At 35.8% G+C, this 19,251-nt stretch carries 16 protein-coding genes and 1 pseudogene; 14 read left to right on the top strand and 3 right to left on the bottom strand.

Annotation, left to right across the window (positions count from 1 at the left end; all coding sequences use genetic code 11):
• Positions 1–70: 70 nt before the first annotated feature.
• The 9 genes from HMPREF2864_RS07445 (at position 71) to HMPREF2864_RS07485 (ending at position 9,429) form a co-directional block, all read left to right on the top strand.
• Entirely contained in the window at positions 71–871 is an 801-nt protein-coding gene (locus HMPREF2864_RS07445; protein ID WP_070545356.1) for a Cof-type HAD-IIB family hydrolase, read from the top strand.
• Positions 872–1,000: 129 nt separating this feature from the next.
• Positions 1,001–2,359 (top strand): MFS transporter, encoded by a 1,359-nt coding sequence (locus tag HMPREF2864_RS07450; protein ID WP_070545354.1) that lies wholly within the window; start codon positions 1,001–1,003, stop codon positions 2,357–2,359.
• Positions 2,360–2,523: 164 nt separating this feature from the next.
• A complete protein-coding gene (locus HMPREF2864_RS07455; RefSeq protein ID WP_002460843.1) occupies positions 2,524–2,745 on the top strand; it encodes a hypothetical protein in 222 nt (73 codons plus the stop codon).
• Between the two features lie 512 nt (positions 2,746–3,257).
• The gene (nikA, locus tag HMPREF2864_RS07460) at positions 3,258–4,859 is read left to right on the top strand and encodes a staphylopine-dependent metal ABC transporter substrate-binding lipoprotein (protein ID WP_070545352.1); all 1,602 of its coding nucleotides are present in this window, start codon (positions 3,258–3,260) and stop codon (positions 4,857–4,859) included.
• A 12-nt stretch (positions 4,860–4,871) separates the two neighbouring features.
• Positions 4,872–5,813: a nickel/cobalt ABC transporter permease gene (gene opp1B / locus HMPREF2864_RS07465; protein WP_070545350.1), complete on the top strand. Its 942-nt coding sequence runs from the start codon at positions 4,872–4,874 to the stop codon at positions 5,811–5,813.
• Positions 5,804–6,673, top strand: coding sequence for a staphylopine uptake ABC transporter permease subunit CntC (gene opp1C / locus HMPREF2864_RS07470; protein ID WP_070545348.1), 870 nt, complete (start codon positions 5,804–5,806; stop codon positions 6,671–6,673). The genes opp1B and opp1C overlap by 10 nt, the downstream gene beginning before the upstream one ends.
• Positions 6,670–7,485: a staphylopine uptake ABC transporter ATP-binding protein CntD gene (locus HMPREF2864_RS07475; RefSeq protein WP_002460839.1), complete on the top strand. Its 816-nt coding sequence runs from the start codon at positions 6,670–6,672 to the stop codon at positions 7,483–7,485. Before opp1C ends, HMPREF2864_RS07475 begins: the two co-directional genes overlap by 4 nt.
• Positions 7,478–8,227 carry an ABC transporter ATP-binding protein gene (locus HMPREF2864_RS07480; RefSeq protein WP_002491982.1) on the top strand — a complete coding sequence of 250 codons (750 nt, stop codon included), beginning with the start codon at positions 7,478–7,480 and terminating at the stop codon, positions 8,225–8,227. Before HMPREF2864_RS07475 ends, HMPREF2864_RS07480 begins: the two co-directional genes overlap by 8 nt.
• 11 nt (positions 8,228–8,238) lie before the next feature.
• Positions 8,239–9,429: a staphylopine family metallophore export MFS transporter CntE gene (locus HMPREF2864_RS07485; RefSeq protein WP_002460837.1), complete on the top strand. Its 1,191-nt coding sequence runs from the start codon at positions 8,239–8,241 to the stop codon at positions 9,427–9,429.
• A 136-nt stretch (positions 9,430–9,565) separates the two neighbouring features.
• Here the strand turns inward: HMPREF2864_RS07485 and HMPREF2864_RS07490 are convergent, their stop codons facing one another.
• A complete protein-coding gene (locus HMPREF2864_RS07490) occupies positions 9,566–10,879 on the bottom strand; it encodes a M30 family zinc metallopeptidase (RefSeq protein ID WP_070545346.1) in 1,314 nt (437 codons plus the stop codon).
• Positions 10,880–11,091: 212 nt separating this feature from the next.
• Here HMPREF2864_RS07490 and HMPREF2864_RS07495 point away from each other — a divergent pair, with 212 nt between their 5' ends.
• Positions 11,092–11,679 carry a DJ-1/PfpI family protein gene (locus tag HMPREF2864_RS07495; RefSeq protein WP_002460835.1) on the top strand — a complete coding sequence of 196 codons (588 nt, stop codon included), beginning with the start codon at positions 11,092–11,094 and terminating at the stop codon, positions 11,677–11,679.
• Positions 11,680–11,880: 201 nt separating this feature from the next.
• Positions 11,881–13,512: an APC family permease gene (locus tag HMPREF2864_RS07500; RefSeq protein WP_002460834.1), complete on the top strand. Its 1,632-nt coding sequence runs from the start codon at positions 11,881–11,883 to the stop codon at positions 13,510–13,512.
• A gap of 146 nt (positions 13,513–13,658) precedes the next feature.
• On the opposite strand, the gene HMPREF2864_RS07505 is transcribed toward HMPREF2864_RS07500, so the two are convergent.
• A complete protein-coding gene (locus tag HMPREF2864_RS07505; RefSeq protein WP_002460833.1) occupies positions 13,659–14,138 on the bottom strand; it encodes a peptide-methionine (S)-S-oxide reductase in 480 nt (159 codons plus the stop codon).
• A 194-nt stretch (positions 14,139–14,332) separates the two neighbouring features.
• Here HMPREF2864_RS07505 and HMPREF2864_RS12405 point away from each other — a divergent pair.
• Positions 14,333–15,013: pseudogene (locus tag HMPREF2864_RS12405) on the top strand (type 1 glutamine amidotransferase).
• A complete protein-coding gene (locus HMPREF2864_RS07515) occupies positions 14,994–15,962 on the top strand; it encodes an alpha/beta hydrolase (RefSeq protein ID WP_070545342.1) in 969 nt (322 codons plus the stop codon). Before HMPREF2864_RS12405 ends, HMPREF2864_RS07515 begins: the two are co-directional and overlap by 20 nt.
• Before the next feature lie 139 nt (positions 15,963–16,101).
• Here the strand turns inward: HMPREF2864_RS07515 and HMPREF2864_RS07520 are convergent, their stop codons facing one another.
• Positions 16,102–16,701, bottom strand: coding sequence for a hypothetical protein (locus HMPREF2864_RS07520; RefSeq protein ID WP_002460829.1), 600 nt, complete (start codon positions 16,699–16,701; stop codon positions 16,102–16,104).
• 462 nt (positions 16,702–17,163) lie between these two features.
• Between HMPREF2864_RS07520 and ptsG the strand changes: the two genes are divergently transcribed.
• A complete protein-coding gene (gene ptsG, locus HMPREF2864_RS07525; protein WP_248285658.1) occupies positions 17,164–19,155 on the top strand; it encodes a glucose-specific PTS transporter subunit IIBC in 1,992 nt (663 codons plus the stop codon).
• Positions 19,156–19,251: the final 96 nt, after the last annotated feature.

Raw genomic sequence — 19,251 nt, forward strand, 5'->3', positions numbered from 1 at the left:
CCTTCATCGAGATGAACAGCACATTTTGATGAAGGCTTTATTAATAAATAACACATGGGAGGAAATACATATGTTTAAATTAGTTGTGACAGATATGGATGGCACGTTTTTAAATGCACAAGGTACGTTTAATAAAGCGCATTTTCAAGCATTACTAGCGCCAATGAAAGGCCAAGGTATCCGTTTTGCATTTTGTACTGGGAAGCAGGTGGAACGTGTAGAAGCAGTTGTGGGAGATTTGTCACAAGATTTATTTATTATTGGTGACAGTGCGACACGTATTCAGTTGAACGGGGAGAATATCTATACGAAAACATTAGATTCAGCAGTAGGTCAACAATTGATCAATAAAATTAAAAAGATAGATCCAGAGCTTACTATCATTGTTTGTACACCGGAAACGGCCTATGTAGAAAATAGCGTGAGAGACCAAGATAAGTCAATGGTCTTTGGTTCATATGAACAGGTCACTTTTGTGGATGACTTGGCTAATTTGACTGTACCAATATTAAAAATTACGATTTATGATTACAAAGCGCAATGTTTTAACCACGTCAATGATTTAGCAGAATTCCAAGATGACTTGTATATTGTAGCTGCAGAAGAAAGCTGGATTGATATTACTGATAAAGCTGTTGACAAAGGTACGACAATTCAATTTTTACAGAGTCTGCTTAATATTCCTGCCGATGAGACGATTGTCTTTGGCGATGGATATAATGATATGCCTTTATTTGAAAATGCAGCCTATAAAGTGGCGATGGATAATGCCTATCCAGAGCTAAAAGAAAAAGCAAACCTTATTGCACTTAATCATAATCAAGACGGTGTTGTTACAACATTAAACGTATTGTTAAAATTGGCACGATAATATATCGCTCATACAGTTGATTCTCAGTAGACACTTGTTCATCTTAACGGAATGTTAATGTTCAATTCATCTGGACTTAAAAATCGTTGCGTACGCTTAAATTAATCATAATTTAAGGGAATGATACATGTGGAAATTGTAAAGTCAAAAGAGGATTTATTTCGTATTATTGATCATGCAGATGAACAATATACATCCAAAATGTTATTATTTATGATTTTAGGAACGATTTTTCTAGATGCTTATGATATTACGATTCTAGGCACAATGACGGATCAACTTACGCAACAATTTCATTTATCTCCAACAATGTTATCCACGGTTATGACGTCTTTACCCATTGGTGCTTTGATTGGTGCTATTTTTGGTGGTGTCTTCGCACATCGATTTGGGCGCAAACGTATTTTATCGATATCGTTATTAGCGCTAGTAATCACTTCTTTAGGTGCAGCTTTATCTCCAAATTTAACAATCTTATTGCTTTGCCGTTTTCTAATGGGGATGGCAATTGGAATGGACAGCCCAGTTGCCTTTACCTTTATTGCAGAAATAAGTAATCGCGCGCAAAAAGGCCGTAACGTCAATTATTGGCAAGTCGTATGGTATGTTGCCATCGTTACGTCATCACTATGTGTGATTGCATTCTTCTTAATGGGTACAGGTAGTCATCTATGGCGTGTAGCAGTTGGATTTGGTGCTATTATAGCTTTAGTGCTTTATCTATTAAGGTTAAAATTTTTACATGAGAGTCCAACGTGGATGGTTAACCACTACTCATTAGGTCAAGCAGCCGACTATATTCGTCAAAAGTATCATGTCGATATTCAATTAGCAGCTAATCAGACGAATGACGTTAGCTCTCAAGAACGACAGCCATCAGCACGCGCATTGTTTCAACCTAAATATGGTAAAAGATTATTATTAGCAACAGCTATATCAACACTTCAAGGCATGCAATATTATGCCGTTGGTTTATATATTCCTATTATAGCTACGTACATTATTAGTAAAGAAAAATTAGGTGTTTTACTAGGTACGGCGATTGTTAATATTGCAGGTATTGTAGGAGCATACTTTGGTGCACAATTAACTTATCGCTTAGGCACACGTAAACTAACGATTATTGGTTTTGCTTTAGTATTAATTGCGATGGTCATGACAGGTGTCTTCTATCATTTATTACCAATGATCTTAAATACATTTCTTATTGCTTTATTTTTATTCGGACATTCAGGTGGGCCAGGGACACAAGGGAAAACCATTGGCGCGTTATCATTTCCTACATATTTGCGGTCGCAAGCAACTGGATTTGTCGAAGCAGTCAGTCGTACGGGAAGTATTATTGGGACATTTATTTTCCCTATCATTCTAGCTGCAGTAGGCCTTACCAACACCATGTTAATCTTAAGTATCGTACCATTAGTTGGATTAATTATTACAAGCGCAATCAAATGGGAACCTGTAGGGAAAAATGTTGAAGTAGAATAGAAAAGATATACCATGCGTACCTGTGTAGCAGCATTATTACTGTTACATAGGTATTTTAACAAATAGAAACTAAAATATTTTGTGATTGATGTCCCATGCTTTTTTTAAATTTCATGATAAGTTTTAAAATATGAGGGGTATATATACAAAAGGGGGGCGGTATTATGAAATTTTATAGATTAGACTATCAACATCATAAAGATATAGTTGATGAAAATATTTTAACGGTCTTTGTTGTGGCGCAAAATAAAGGGGAAGTAGAACAGCTTGCCAAAAAGTTGCGCTATGCTGTGGAAAATATTACGAAACTAACGGAAAAAGAATTTAAGAAAGAGAAAGAAACGAATGAACATTTTAGATTAGAGTATGCTGAGAACTATTTATAATGGATATAATCTGTCATAGATATCGTTAACATGACACAGCTATTAAAATGATACTGACTGTGAACTTAACTAAGTTCGCAGTCTTTTTTTCTAATTTAGGTTTCTATATGGCTTAACTGCAATAAATAATATAGCAATGGGTAAGACTTCGGGTTGTCTACCTTGATGCTGCATGCATATTTTGTATAGTCAAATTGAAATCTATATAACGAGTATTATCACTTTTAGTAAGCATAATAGCATAAAACTAAATTTATTAAAGAATGCTTATCTAAAAGGGACAAAATGAAAAGCGATAGTTATATTTTTAGAAATATCTACCTACAAGATTGAACCATGTGAAATCTGACTACCTCTATCGGCCCTAAAGGAATTAAAACAATAAAATATTAAATTATTTTAATAATGATTGACAAGTGCATAGAAAATATTAATAATTGTTAATAAGAATCATTTCGTTTTAAAAGATTAGGAATGAAATAATCATTTTCAACATAGAAAGAGGCAAAGAAATGAATAAACTTAGTAAAATAACAGTCACGTTGCTTGCATATGGGATGATTTTGGCGGGGTGCAGTGATAACAAAGCTTTAGAGAATAAGAAATCAGAGAAGACGTTGAGTTATACAACGGTTAAAGATATTGGGGATATGAACCCACATGTATATGGTGGTTCTATGTCGGCAGAAAGTATGTTGTATGAGCCGTTAGTACGTAACACGAAAGATGGTATCAAGCCATTATTGGCAAGGAAATGGGATATATCTGCTGATGGTAAGACCTACACTTTCCATTTGCGTGATGATGTTAAGTTTCATGATGGTACAAAATTTGATGCTGAAGCGGTAAAGAAAAATATAGATGCTGTACAGCAAAATAAGAAATTACATGCCTGGCTAAAATTATCAACATTGATTGATGATGTGAAAGTTAAAGATACATATACGGTTCAACTTCATTTAAAAGAAGCATATCAACCTGCGTTAGCTGAGCTTGCGATGCCAAGACCATATGTGTTTGTATCACCGAAAGATTTTAAAAATGGTACAACAAAAGATGGTGTGAAAGCCTTTGATGGTACCGGACCTTTTAAAATGGGCAAACATAAAAAAGATGAGCAGGCTAACTTCAATAAAAATAATGACTATTGGGGCACTAAGCCAAAATTAAATCAAGTACAGGCTAAAGTGATGCCTGCTGGGGAGACGGCATTCTTATCAATGAAAAAAGGCGAAACTAACTTTGCATTCACCGACGATCGAGGTACAGATAGTTTAGACAAAGATTCACTAAAACAGCTTAAAGATACCGGAAATTATCAAGTGAAACGCAGCCAAGCAATGAACACAAAAATGCTAGTTGTTAATTCAGGAAGTAAAGATAGTGCTGTAAAAGATAAAACGGTACGTCAAGCGCTAGGTCACTTAGTAAATAGAAATAAGATTGCGACAGATATTTTAGATAAACAAGAAAAGCCAGCCACACAATTGTTTGCAAAAAATGTCACTGACATTAACTTTAATATACCTACACGTCAATTTGATACGCATAAAGCACAACAATTATTAGATAAAGCGGGTTGGAAAGCATCGTCTAAAGAGGGTAGTATTCGTGAAAAAGAGGGTAAGTCACTTGAACTAGCCTTGTACTATGACAAAGGTTCATCAAGTCAAAAGGAACAAGCAGAATTTTTACAAGCAGAATTTAAAAAGGTTGGTATCAAGCTAAATATTAATGGTGAAACGTCTGACAAAGTTGCGGAACGCCGAACTTCAGGTGACTATGATTTAATGTTTAACCAAACATGGGGCTTATTATATGACCCGCAAAGTACAATTGCTGCATTTAAAGCGAAAAATGGTTATGAAAGTGCGACATCAGGTATTGCGCACAAAGATGCATTATATCGTGATATAGACGCTGCATTTAAGATGCAAAATGATAAACAGCGTTCTGCTAAATATCAACACATTTTGAAACAAATGGATGATGAAGGCATTTTCATTCCAATTTCTCACGGAAGAATGACTGTCGTCGCACCAAAAGATTTAGAAAAGGTTTCATTTACCCAATCACAATATGAATTACCATTTAACGAGATGCAATATAAATAAAGGAGCGTCATTATGGTCAAATTTATTATAAAACGTATAGCGTTGATGGTTCCTTTGATGCTTGTTGTGAGTTTTTTAACGTTTCTACTGACCTATTTGACTGATGAAAACCCAGCTGTCACTATTTTACATGCGCAAGGCGTACCTCATGTCACACCACAACTTATTGCTGAAATGAAAGCGAAATATGGCTTAGATCAGCCATTGCTTATTCAGTATAAAAATTGGCTAATACAGGCGCTGCAATTAAATTTTGGCACAAGTTACATTACTGGTGATCCCGTTGCAAGTAGAATCACGCCAGCGTTTATCAATACATTGAAATTAACATTAATATCTAGTGTTATGGTTATCATGACATCTATTATCTTTGGTGTGATTAGTGCTTTGACACGAGGCACACTGATTGATCGTAGCATACGTTCGATGGCCTTTGTACTTACGGCATTACCGTCATATTGGATTGCCTCAATATTCGTTATTTATATCTCGGTTAAACTAAATCTATTGCCGACGTCAGGGTTAACAGGTCCAGAAAGTTATGTCTTACCTGTATTAGTGATTACAATTGCCTATGCTGGTATCTATTTTAGAAATGTACGTCGCTCGATGATTGAACAACTAAATGAGGATTATGTGCTGTACTTAAGGGCATGTGGAATATCTACAAAGAAACTAATTTGTCACGTATTACGCAATGCGTTACAAGTAGCTGTATCTATATTTTGTATGTCTATTCCAATGATTATGGGTGGACTGGTTGTAATTGAATATATCTTTGCTTGGCCTGGATTGGGACAACTTAGTTTAAAAGCTATATTGGAACATGATTTTCCAATCATTCAAGCTTATGTGTTAATTGTCGCGATTTTATTTATTGTCTTTAACACGTTAGCAGATATTATCAATGCCTTATTGAATCCAAGGTTAAGGGAGGATATATCATGCTCGTAATGAAGCGTTTGTTACATGATAAAGGTGCCGTTTTAGCCTTAGTTATTATTTTAGGATATGTGTTGTTAGGCGCATTAGCTCCTTTAGTGACTTGGTATGATCCCAACCACATTGATACAGCACATAAATATGCCAGTATCAGTTGGCAACATCTACTGGGTACGGATCATTTAGGACGTGATATTTTAACACGTTTGATTTATGCAATTAGACCAAGCTTGTTGTATGTCTTTGTGGCACTGATTTGTTCTGTTGTTATTGGTGCTGTGCTTGGATTTATTGCTGGCTATTTCCGAGGATATATCGATGCGCTTATCATGCGCTTATGCGATGTTATGCTGGCATTTCCAAGCTATGTTGTAACATTAGCGCTTATTGCTATGTTTGGCATGGGTACAGAAAATATTATTCTGGCATTTATTTTGACACGTTGGGCATGGTTTTGCCGGGTTATTCGAACGAGTGTGATGCAATACACGACTGCGCATCATATACAATTTGCGAAAACAATTGGTATGAGTCATTTTAAGATTATTCATAAGCATATTATGCCTTTGACTTTAGCTGATATTGCTATTATATCAAGTAGTTCTATGTGTTCGATGATTTTACAAATATCTGGCTTTTCATTTTTAGGCTTAGGCGTTAAAGCGCCAACTGCTGAGTGGGGAATGATGTTAAATGAGGCTCGAAAAGTGATGTTTACACATCCAGAAATGATGTTTGCGCCAGCAATAGCGATTGTCATCATTGTAATGGCGTTTAATTTTTTATCGGATGCAATACAACTTGCGATTGATCCAAGGTTATCAATGGTTGAACGACGTCAGGCCGTGAAGAAAGGTGGCATACGCATATGACAAGATTAAATGTTCACCATTTAAACATTATTGATTCATGGACAGGCCAAGCGCTTGTTAGCGACGTCAACTTCAATGTTAACAGCGGTGAAACCTTAGGTATTATAGGTGAGAGTGGTAGTGGCAAATCTATTACTTGTAAAGCGATTGTTGGATTAAATGATGACCGGTTAAAGGTACAAGGTCAGATTAACTTTGAAAGTGTTGATATGTTGAAGCTTCATGACAAACAGCTTAAGCAATATCGAGGTAAAGAGATTGCTATGATCATGCAACAAGGCAGTCGTGCTTTTGATCCATCGTCACCTGTAGGAAAGCAAATGATGGAAACCATGCAGGCACATACGTCATTAGGACGTCAGCAGGTGATAGATATTCTTGTAGAACGTATGTTGTATATGAAATTACAAAATCCGAAGCAAGTATTGTCGATGTATCCACATATGTTGTCTGGCGGTATGTTACAACGTTTGATGATCGCTTTAGCGTTAGCATTGCAACCGAAGTTGATTATTGCTGATGAACCTACAACCGCACTTGATACCATCACACAATATGAAGTATTAGAAGCGTTTAATGATATGAAGCAACAAATGGGCTGTGCAATGATTTTTATTTCACATGATTTGACAGTAGTTAATCACGTAGCTGACCATGTTGCTGTCATGCGAGCAGGGCGATTGGTTGAGCAAGGTACTAGAGAAGCAGTGCTCTATCATCCTCAGCATGCATATACGTCCTACCTTTTAGCTACTAAAAAGAAAATCAGCGACCACTTTCAACGCGTCATGCGAGGTGAATGCAATGCTTAAAATTTCAAATGTTGAAAAATCTTATCGAACGGCGCATGGTTTTCAACATCGACAAGTATCTATTGTGAAAGGCGTCTCGTTTAACTGCCCATTAAACAGTTCAATTGCAATTATTGGTGAAAGTGGCAGTGGCAAGTCAACACTTAGTAGGATGATTTTAGGACTTGAAAAGCCAGACAATGGTTCGGTGACATTAGAACAACAGCCCATATATAAAAGAAAAGTAAGACGTCATCATATTGCAGCCGTATTTCAAGATTACAGTTCGTCTTTACATCCTTTTCAAACAGTCAGAGACATTATGTTTGAAGTGATGTGTCAATGTGGCAAACCCTCTAAAGCAGAGATGGAGGAGTGCGCATGTGAATGCTTAATTGAAGTTGGCTTGTCGTCTGATTATATGGATCGATATCCTCATATGTTGTCAGGGGGAGAAGCACAACGTGTAGCCATTGCTCGTGCAATCAGTATTAATCCGCAATACATTTTATTTGATGAAGCGATTAGTTCGTTGGATATGTCAATTCAAACACAAATCTTGGATTTATTACTGACATTACGTGCAACGAGACAGTTGAGCTATATTTTTATTACACATGATATACAAGCCGCGACTTATTTGTGTGATGAACTCATTATTTTTAAAGATGGTGCAATTGAAGCACAGATGCCAACGACAGCATTACATTGTAGTGAGAATGCTTATACCAATGCGCTCATTAATAAACAATTGTCATTTTAAGGAGGAAAAGCATGAAAGGCGCATTATCAGGGCCATTTTTAAGATTATATTTACTCACGTTATTATTTTTTAGTGCTAATGCAATTTTAAATGTCTTTATTCCACTGCGTGGTCATGACTTAGGTGCAACGAATACAGTTATTGGAGTAGTGATGGGCGCTTATATGCTTACTGCCATGTTGCTACGACCTTGGGCAGGACAAATGATTGCTCGTGTAGGTCCCATAAAAGTGTTGCGCATTATTTTAATTATCAATGCATTGGCACTGATTTTATATGGTTTTACTGGACTTGAAGGCTATTTTATTGCCCGGGTTATGCAGGGGATATGTACGGCTTTCTTTTCAATGTCCTTACAGCTTGGTATTATTGATGCCTTACCGGAAAAACACCGTGCTGAAGGCGTATCGTTATATTCTCTCTTTTCGATGATTCCTAACTTAATTGGACCGTTAATTGCGGTGGGTATTTGGCAGATACATCATATGTCTGCTTTTGCAGTAATCATGGTAATGATTGCATTATCAACCACGATATTTGGCTATCGTGTGACGTTTGGAGAGCAAGAGCCAGATACGAGTAGCAAGATTGATGCTTTACCGTATAATGCAGTGACTGTGTTTGGACAATTATTTAAAAATAAAGCACTATGTCAAAGTGGTTGTATCATGATTTTAACGTCCATCGTCTTTGGAGCTGTAAATACATTTATTCCTCTTTATGCGGTGCGTGATAGCTTTGTACATGCAGGACTTTTCTTAACAATTCAAGCGATAGCGGTTGTATTGTCACGCTTTTATTTACGCAAATACATACCATCTGATGGACAGTGGCATTCAGTTTTTATGCTACGTGTGTTATCATTACTCGTTATTTCAGCCGTTGTGATAGCGTTTGGCCCACAGCTTCCACAAATGATTGTCTATATTGGTGCTGTCTGTATTGGTATTACTCAAGCACTCGTTTATCCAACACTGACATCTTATTTAAGTTTTGTCTTACCAAAAGTTGAGCGTAATATGTTATTAGGTCTATTTATTGCTTGTGCAGACCTAGGTATTTCACTAGGTGGTGTACTGATGGGACCAATATCAGATTGGCTAGGATTTAAATTCATGTATTTACTATGTGCGAGCTTTGTTGTCATTGCTATGGTGTCCAGTGTCAGTAATTGGAATCAGCAACAATGTCATAAGCGATAGTGTTCGAAATTTAAACAATCACTCACGCCTTGAAGCATAGGATTGTTTAAACATATAGAGGCTACACAGTTGCCATCATACAAACGCAACTGTGTAGCCTTTTTAAATCGTTAGCTAATGAACTTCTGACAAGTGATTAATTGACTTTATTGTATGAGATATCTTCGTCTTTGTCATTAGGTACGTTGAAGTCTTGATTTGTTTGGAATAACACAGATCCTTGAGGTGCTAATGTCTCTGGAATTTGAGAAATTGGTTGTGGATGAACGTTATTGAAGTCTGCATCTCCTTTGAAACCATACGGTCCACTATTTTCTTTTTTCACAAGGGCGATTCTAAAGTTAGTCATGAATTTACTAAGTGATAAATTAGGGTCTACATGTTCATGAATTGCATTTTGAAGTGCAGTATTCGTATCACCTGGATCATTAATGAGTTCTTTAAAGACTTGTTCACCATTGTCACTTTGTTTTTTCAGATATTCAATAAAGAGGTAAGATAATGAGTAGTTTGATAATGTATCACCTTGTTCGTCCCAACGGATTAATGAATGACCATAGGCGATGGATTTTGAATTATTATAATAATCGATACGTGAATTCAATGGTGCATTCAAGTACATTTGTTCACTAGCCATTGATAATGCTTCGTTTAACCATGGATCCATTTCTTCTTGACTTTGTTCTTTAAATAGATTTTCGTTGGCATTGACCATATGTTGATATTCATGCGCTAATGTGGAATAGATTTGTGATTCATTCAAATGTTGACGATCTGTTCCCATTGATGGATACGTATCCATATAGAAGATTTCGCTGTGGTTTGATCCTCGGACATTGTATAAATCTCTTGGATGGAAATAACCACCAATATACGTTCCTGTTTGGTCATAGTTATCTTTAATATCATATACAAGGATATTTACTTTACCGTTATTGTCAACATCAGAGGGTTCACCAAAGTTGTTTTCGATCAGTGGGTCGATACGTTCATCAAATTCTCTACCAATGTTTTGCGCTTGTTTATCAGTAATGTATTGATCAGCAACCCACACTTGGGCTTTTTTACCATCGTATTTTAATGTAGCAGTGGTTTGTTCATCTTGATTAGTTCTATTATCAATTGTTGTAAAGGTACGCTGATCATTTAGGCTATATTGTTTGCCGCCATTTTGACTGCGGTTTTCACTCTTTCGAATCGGTTGTTTATTCTTTGGTGCCTTAAATAATTTATCTTCTTTGAAGGCTTCGCGATTTTGTGGTCCCATTTGCTTCACGGTTTGCTGTTTAAGTGCAGCACGGTTATAGCTGCCTGTATAAGCTTTGCGGCCATCTTTATCTATATTTTCATTGTTAACGACGTAGGATGCGGCTTGTGCGCATTGTGAAATCGGTAAGGCAATAGTAATCGTTGTGCTAAGGGCGATTAATAATTTATGTGAAATGTTCATAGCAGACTCTCCTTTTTTTAAAAATTTAGATTTATTTGAAATCTATATACTATTCTATGGACTAGTAGTAAAATTTTGGTTTTTAGCTCTTAACTGTTCAAATATTTGCCTAACTGTATAAAATAAAACTTTTCATATATAATGAAAAATATGACTAAGTTATACAAATTATATTTTTAAATATTGATTGCAAGCATAGAGGAGATGAAAATATGAAAAAAGCAATTTTTTTGTTATTGGATGAATATGCAGATTGGGAAGGCAGTTATTTAGCATCAGCTTTAAATCAAAGTGATACGTGGGAAGTGATGACAGCATCTATCCAAGATGAAGTGCGTTCGATGGGTGGTTTAACAACCCTTATTGATGTTCAGCTTGAAGCGGTAAATGCGTATGACTTATTGGTATTGATTGGTGGTAAAAGTTGGCATATCGACAATCAGATTTTAAATCATTTTGTTCAACAGGCATTTGAACAACACAAACCTATTGCTGCCATTTGTGGTGCTGTAGATTATTTAGCACGGCAAGGACATTTGAATACGTATCGACATACCGGCAATGCGGTACAGTTATTAGACCAATACGAAAATTATCAGCCGACTTATCCATTTATTGCCACGCAGGTGGTGCGTGACAAACATTTAGTTACGGCAAATGGTACAGCGGCCATTCCTTTTACAGCGGCTGTACAACAGTTGATTGACTTTGATTCAAATGACAATATAGAACGACAGGCCTATATGAATCAATTTGGATTTTATGATTATTGTGAGCGTTATGGTAATCCATATTTATAAAATATAAATTTAAAAATGATAAACATATGTTCAACTTGAAACGAACGCTGTAATATAGTCTGTTTATTTGATTTTTCAAAATAATAATAATGCTATATTAAACATTTATATGAATAATTGAGTTTGACTATTATTTTGAGTAGCGTATAATGGTTACGTGTTTATTAAAAAATGAAACATAACAATAATTAAGGAGTTATTATGGGTAATGAAAATAAAAGCAATAAGATAAGTTTGGCACAACTTGTGCTATTAGGACTTGGTTCACTCATTGGTTCGGGTTGGCTATTTGGAGCGTGGGAAGCTTCATCTATCGCAGGACCAGCAGCAATTATTTCATGGGTGATTGGATTTATCGTCATTGGAACTATTTCATATAACTATATTGAAATCGGCACTATGTTTCCACAATCAGGTGGAATGAGTAACTATGCACAATATACGCATGGTTCGTTGCTAGGCTTTATTGCAGCTTGGGCGAACTGGGTATCATTGGTTACCATTATTCCTATTGAAGCTGTGTCGGCTGTACAATACATTAGTTCATGGCCTTGGGATTGGGCTAAATTTACATCGGTATTAATGGAAGATGGCTCAATTAGTACAAGTGGGTTATTTGCAGTTTATATCATCATCATCATTTTTTCACTGTTAAATTATTGGTCGGTTAAAATTTTAACGTCATTTACAAGTTTGATTTCAGTGTTTAAATTGGGTGTGCCATTATTAACAGTTATTATGTTAATGCTGTCTGGCTTTGACACAGGAAATTATGGTCATTCTGTAAGTACGTTTATGCCTTATGGTAGTGCACCAATTTTTGCGGCAACGACAACATCAGGAATTATCTTTTCATTTAACGCATTCCAAACAATCATTAATATGGGGTCTGAAATTCGCAATCCTGAAAAGAATATTGCACGTGGTATCGCAATTTCACTATCATTAAGTGCTGCATTATATATTATTTTACAAAGTACCTTTATTACATCAATGCCTCAATCTACGATTAATGCACATGGTTGGAGTGGTATTAACTTCAACTCTCCATTTGCTGATTTGGCGATTTTATTAAACATTAATTGGCTAGCAATTTTACTTTATATTGAAGCCGTTGTTTCGCCATTTGGTACTGGTGTATCATTCGTAGCTGTGACAGGGCGTGTATTACGTGCTATGGAAAAGAATGGGCATATTCCTAAATTTTTAGGAAAAATGAATGAAACATATAATATTCCACGTGTTGCCATTCTTTTTAACGCAATTATTAGCATAATTATGGTAACGTTATTCCGCGATTGGGGAACATTAGCAGCCGTGATTTCAACAGCGACACTTGTGGCATATTTAACTGGTCCAACAACTGTAATCGCCTTACGTAAAATGGCACCAAAAATGACGCGACCATATCGTGCAACATTGCTAAAAGTGATGGCACCATTATCGTTTGTCTTGGCTTCACTAGCAATTTATTGGGCAATGTGGCCTACAACAGCTGAAGTTATCTTTATTATTATTTTAGGTTTACCGATTTATTTCTTCTATGAATATAAAATGAATTGGAGAAATACGAAGAAACAAATTGGTGGTAGCTTATGGATTATCGTGTATCTTATTGTATTGGCAATTCTGTCATTTATTGGAAGTAAAGAATTTAAAGGTATCAATTTGATTCACTATCCATATGACTTTATCGTGATTATCGTAGTTGCATTGATCTTTTACAGCATCGGAGCAACAAGCTATTTTGAAAGTATTTACTTTAGACATGCGAAGAAAATAAATACTAAGATGGCAAGAGACTTAAAAGATAATGAACTAAATAACAAGTAAAAAAATTAGGTTTTAAATTAATACAGTCTGAGACATAAATCTCAGAAAAATAACACTCAGATGAATTGAATTTCAACTCATCTGAGTGCTTCTTTGTATTTGTCCAAGAACCTTATGTCCAGACCTTTTATCTATTTCAATACTTATTAGGCATTGTTTTTATATTTATAAACTAAGCTTTTTGGTAAATGGCAGTAGTCATCAGGATAGCGTTCTAATCTATTTTGATGCATATCGGCACTTTTAATATAATTGGTCAGCGGTAAGACTTCCGTTGCAATAAGATGATGGTCTTCAATAGCATCGATAAAGGCTTGAGCTTCTTTTAAATGTTCAGGGTTTTCACTATAGAATCCAGTTCTATATTTTAACCCGATGTCTTGACCTTGTTGATGAAGACTATAAGGATCAATAATTTCAAAGAGATAGCCCATCAAATCTGTAACGGATACGACGTTTGGATCAAATTCCGTTTTGACAGCTTCCACGTAACCGTCGTACTCACCATCTAGAGATTTTGTAATGCCATTTGCGCGACCACTTGTCGTATTGATAACCCCTGGGAGTGTTCGAATAAATGCTTCAACGCCATATAAACAACCACCTGCTAAGTATACTGTTTCCATAAACAACCTCCTATAATTGAAAATCATTATCAATTAGAATTATAGTAAAATTGTAGTGATAATTCAATGTATGCAACCAGTTTCTGTCAATGCAGTCCTCAAAGTACATATAATAAAAATGGTATACTTGAATATGAAATGAGTCGTATTCGCAATGATGCGATTATATACTCAAATGATAAGAAGGAACGCCAATGAAGATTTATATATTACAACATGTCCCATTTGAGACCCCTGGGAGTTTAGCTTATTTAGATGCGCATATTATTAAATTATATGAAACGCCAGTCCGTATACCCGATGCTCAGCAAGTTGATGTGCTTATTATTTTAGGAGGGCCAATGAGTGTGAATGACGATATTCCTTGGTTAGCAGAAGAAAGAGCGCTTATTATTGCTATGCTTAAGCAACAGAAACCAATGTTAGGGATTTGCTTAGGTGCATAACTCATTGCGCAAGTGCTCGGCGCAACAATTTATACCAATTCAGCAGGTAAGGAAGTAGGATTTTCAAATATTAAAAAAACAACATCTCGTTATAACTTCTTGCCTGAAACCTTAGACGTTTTACACTGGCATGGAGAAACATTTTCATTACCTCCTGGGGCAGAACGACTTTATTGTTCACCTTATTGTGAAAACCAGGCATTTATTTATAAAGATTGTGTGATTGGTTTGCAATTTCATTTAGAAACAACGTCTCAGACATTACAAAATCTTGTTGCAGCTGACTACAAATATATTGAAGGGAATGTACTACAACAAACACGTGACAGTATCTTGCAACACGAAATACCAACTGACAATCAAATCGTCTTAAGCAAGATTATGGATCATCTTATAGGAGGATGTACTTATGGAGAAACATATTCATAAAGATTTATTACCGGCATTTAAGCGCTTGTCGCCAATGATTTTTACTGAAGCGCGATTACCACTCATCAGAGGTATTAATCAAAAGTTAATTCGCCCCTATAAGGATGAATCATTACAGTTTACAGAACATCATATTACATATGCAGATAGTGACGTCTCTATAAGAGTGAAAGTGTATGCGCCTAAAGCACAACAACAGCCTTTGCCTGTCGTGCTATATATTCATGGGGGAGGTACGTTCTTTGGAACGGTAGAAGGTAACGATGCTACATGTGCAAGTTATGTTAAACATGTACCGTGTGTGGTCGTTTCTGTAGATTATCGTTTAGCACCTGAACACCCCTATCCTGCAGCACTAGAAGACTGTTATCTCGCATTACAATGGATTGTTAGCGAACGTGAAACATTAAATATCGATATTGATAGATTAGCTGTAGTTGGTGGCAGTACTGGGGGAGGACTAACGGCAGCTTTAACACTATTAGCCAGAGATAGAAAAGGGCCTAACATTAAATTTCAAATGCCGTTATTTCCAATGATAGATGATACGTGCGCCACACCTTCAAGTCAGGAAGTTTTAGATTCTAAAGTATGGTCTTCGGAATTAAATCAATTTGCTTGGTCGATGTATCTGAAAAATATTAAAGGTGATGTACCTAAATATGCAGCCCCAATACGTGAAACAGACTTCAGCCAACTTCCAGCGACATATACTTCTGTAGGAACGTTGGATCCATATCGAGATGAAACCATCAATTATGTACAAGCGTTGGCTCAAGCGGGTGTACCCGTTGAGTTTCATTTATATCCAGGCTGTTATCATGAATTTGAATCTATCGCGCCAGATGCACCTATTAGTAAACAATCCAAATCGGCGGCGCTACAAGCTTTAAAACAGGCATTAACAGATGAAGATGCATCTATTAAAGCTAAGAATATTGAGAAATAGCAACATAACAATGCTTTCATACACATACACCATTTATAAAATATGACATAAGTGATTGTAGCAGGTTCTTAATAAGTAGAAGAACGGAGCGGGACAAAATTCATTATGAATTCGTAGTCCCGCTCTCTTTATAGTGATATTATTTCTGATAGTATTTATCGTTATTAATCGCATCATTTGGGTCGACTAAGTTATTTAAAGTAGGTTCGTATAAATCATGTTGATATTTCTCGCTTGCAAAATTTTTAATATGTGCGATGAAATCTTCAATACTAATGTCTAGCTTACGTTTTGAAAAAGTAATATTGTTTTTATTAAAATCAGGACTCTCATATTTTTGAGTATAGATTTTGTAAGAAATTTTAAAGTTATTAAACTGATTTTCAACTGGTTCATAGCTGGTTAATAAACGTCTTAGCACTTTATTAGAATTGTCACTGTGATGACTCATCAATAAGATTAAACTTTGTAATTGTTTGTCTAAACCTTTGAAATCTGTGTGAATCTCTTGGTAAATCTCTGTTGTATTGTCTTTGTTGAAATTGGAATAATTGAAATCTAAATAATTATTGCGTACTTTTGCGGCTTTATATGCAATAACATCTAATGAACTGACTAAATCATTATGATAATCTTCTCTTTTATCTCGCTCATCTTTTCTAAATTGGAATATTAATGCTATGAATGTCCCAGCTAACGTGAACAAACCACCGATAATGGCTGCAATAAACTCACTCATCAAACAATCCCTCCAACCTATATTAATTTAAAGCTATTATGGCATAACATTTGTTTTATGCAAATTTAATATATAAACAAAATATCAATAGAAACAAGCATTAAAAATGAAATATTACTGATTTATTTGAAACAATGACTACATTGAATTATGTCAAACCAACAACATTTAAATTAAATTTAAAATTTATATTGTTAACGCTTACTTTAACGTGCTAAAATATCTGGGAACAATTCATTCGAATTCAATCAAAAGTAGTCAAATTAGTGCAGATGATAGTGTGATGTTTATGTTTTAGGACCATTAGTGCTTTATATATCTAGCTAGGCCATACATCATGTTCAGTCTGAATAGATTGTTGTTAATCGATAATGAATACTATTTTAATTGGGTTCTTGCTTGGAGGTTAGAAAGGTGAGAAAGAAATTATTCGGTCAATTGCAACGTATAGGTAAAGCATTAATGTTACCAGTTGCTATTTTACCAGCTGCTGGGTTGTTACTCGCACTTGGTACTGCGATGCAGGGTGAATCATTACAGCATTATCTACCATTTATTAAAAATGGTGTGATTCAAAATATTGCCCTAATGATGACAGGGGCAGGTGGGATTATCTTTGATAACTTGCCAATGATTTTTGCTTTAGGTGTAGCTATCGGTTTAGCCGGTGGTGATGGTGTAGCTGCGATTGCGGCATTTGTTGGTTACATCGTCATGAATAAAACGATGGGTGCTATCTTAAATGTTACCCCAAATGAAGTAAAAGATGCTGCCAGTGGTTATGCCAGTGTATTAGGTATTCCTACGTTGCAAACAGGTGTCTTTGGTGGGATTATTATAGGTGGCTTAGCCGCGTGGTGTTATAACAAATTTTACAATATTTCGTTACCATCGTACTTAGGTTTCTTTGCGGGTAAACGTTTCGTGCCAATTATGATGGCAACGACGTCATTTGTTTTAGCGTTTCCAATGGCATATGTATGGCCAATGATTCAATCTGGATTGAATGCATTTAGTGAAGGATTATTGGACTCTAATACAGGTTTGGCCGTATTCTTATTTGGCTTTATTAAGCGATTGTTAATACCATTTGGCCTACATCACATTTTCCATGCGCCATTTTGGTTTGAATTTGGTTCTTGGAAAAATGCGGCAGGTCATATAGTACGAGGAGATCAACTAATCTTTATTGATCAAATTCGTGAAGGTGCACATCTGACTGCTGGTAAATTTATGCAAGGTGAATTCCCAGTGATGATGTTTGGTTTGCCGGCAGCAGCGCTAGCGATTTATCATACAGCAAAACCTGAAAATAAAAAAGTTGTTGCAGGTTTGATGGGTTCAGCAGCTTTAACATCATTTTTAACAGGTATCACAGAACCACTAGAATTCTCATTCTTATTTGTGGCACCGTTGCTCTTTGTTATCCATGCACTGTTAGATGGACTGTCATTCTTAATTCTATATTTACTTCATTTGCATTTAGGTTATACATTCTCAGGTGGCTTTATTGATTACGTACTCTTAGGGGTATTACCTAATAAAACAGCTTGGTGGCTAGTCATACCAGTTGGTTTAGTCTATGCAGTTATCTATTATGTTATATTTAGATTCCTCATTAAGAAGTTAAACTTTAAGACACCAGGTCGCGAAGACAAAATGGCTTCAGCTAAACAAACAGCAGCAAGCGAGTTGCCATATGCAGTATTAGAAGCAATGGGTGGTAAGACGAATATTAAACATTTAGATGCATGTATTACCCGATTACGTGTTGAAGTGAATGACAAAGCGAAAGTGGATGTTGCAGGATTAAAAGATTTAGGGGCTTCAGGTGTGTTAGAAGTTGGTAATAATATGCAAGCTATTTTTGGTCCTAAATCAGATCAAATCAAACATGAAATGCAACAAATCATGAATGGTGAAGTTGTCGAACATCCTATGTCAGCTGAAGATGACTCTGACGAAGCGGTAGTTGTAACAGAAACAAAAGCACAAGCGGAGACACATAGTGAAAGTGTCGTTGCGCCATTAGAAGGCAAAGTTGTCGATTTAGCTGATGTTCCGGATCAGGTCTTTAGTGAGAAAATGATGGGAGATGGCATAGCGATTGATCCAGTTAGTGGTGAAGTTCGAGCACCGTTCAATGGTAAGGTTCAAATGATTTTCCCTACGAAGCATGCCATCGGTTTAGTATCTGATCAAGGATTAGAGTTATTAATTCACATTGGTTTAGATACAGTTCAATTAGAAGGACAAGGTTTCACAATGCATGTCGAAGAGGGGCAAACAATTGAACAAGGTCAACAATTAGTAACCTTTGATTTAGACTATCTTGGTGAAAATGCGAAAAGTTTAATTACACCAATTATTGTGACGAAAGGTGACATTACAGATATAGCTGTAAAAGCTGGTAACAGTATCCATTTCGGTGACCACCTTTTTAACATTAAATAAACAGCTTGAAATAAAAGCGGTTTGAACATCATTTATAGAAAAACAGGATTGGATTTAAATTCCAAAATAATAGCACAAAGATGATTTGAAATTAAA

Origin of the sequence: Staphylococcus sp. HMSC059F04, from assembly GCF_001812565.1 — a bacterium.
Lineage (GTDB): Bacteria > Bacillota > Bacilli > Staphylococcales > Staphylococcaceae > Staphylococcus > Staphylococcus lugdunensis.